The organism is Jutongia hominis (genome assembly GCF_014384965.1).
GTDB lineage: Bacteria > Bacillota > Clostridia > Lachnospirales > Lachnospiraceae > Butyribacter > Butyribacter hominis.
Genome location: NZ_JACRSW010000025.1, coordinates 1 through 603, shown reverse-complemented (window position 1 = coordinate 603; position 603 = coordinate 1). Strand labels below are relative to the sequence as shown.

Sequence of the window (603 nt, the reverse complement as noted above, 5' to 3'; positions counted from 1 at the left end):
CATGAGCTGGCAGAGAGTTTAGAGAGTGACCTTTATATTCTCCCTTCGAGCGTGCATGAGGTTATTGCAGTATCTTCAGATATGGGAAGCCCTGAGATGCTTGCACAGATGGTAGTCGAGGTAAATATGCAGGAGGTGTCTTTGGACGAGAGACTTTCCAATCAGGTATATCACTATGATAAGGATTTAAGAAAACTCACACTTGCAACTGATACACCTAACAAGAGACTTGATGGTATCGTTGCAGAACCTCCCCTTGTATATGATGCGAAGGAAAAGTCCAGATAGGAGGCAGTTATGGAGCAGGAACTTACAATGGAAGAACTCATTGCTCTCATAAACAGCCAGAAAGGTGATTTTGTTATCCGTGTCGAGTTTGGAGAGGAGGCGGTGTCTGATGCCAAAGAAGAATGACTTCAAGCTTGATGTGGTTTCGGTAAGACTTGTAAAGGATGCTCCGATTTATTCGGAGCACACTTTTAACAATCCGGCGGATATAGCTGCTGTCATGGGAGACTGTATGTGCCAGTTTGACAGGGAAGTAGTGTGTGTGGTCAATCTAAGGTCAGATTTAAAACCTATCAATGTGCATTTTGCAAGTGT

At 43.6% G+C, this 603-nt stretch carries 1 protein-coding gene and 1 pseudogene; both read left to right on the top strand.

Translation table 11 applies throughout. The features are described from left to right. Nucleotides 1-288 (top strand): DUF5688 family protein (locus tag H8700_RS05515; RefSeq protein WP_249304116.1); only part of this gene is annotated, 288 nt, incomplete at its 5' end. 109 nt (nt 289-397) lie between these two features. Further along, a pseudogene (locus H8700_RS05510) lies at nt 398-603 on the top strand (JAB domain-containing protein); the annotation flags it as partial.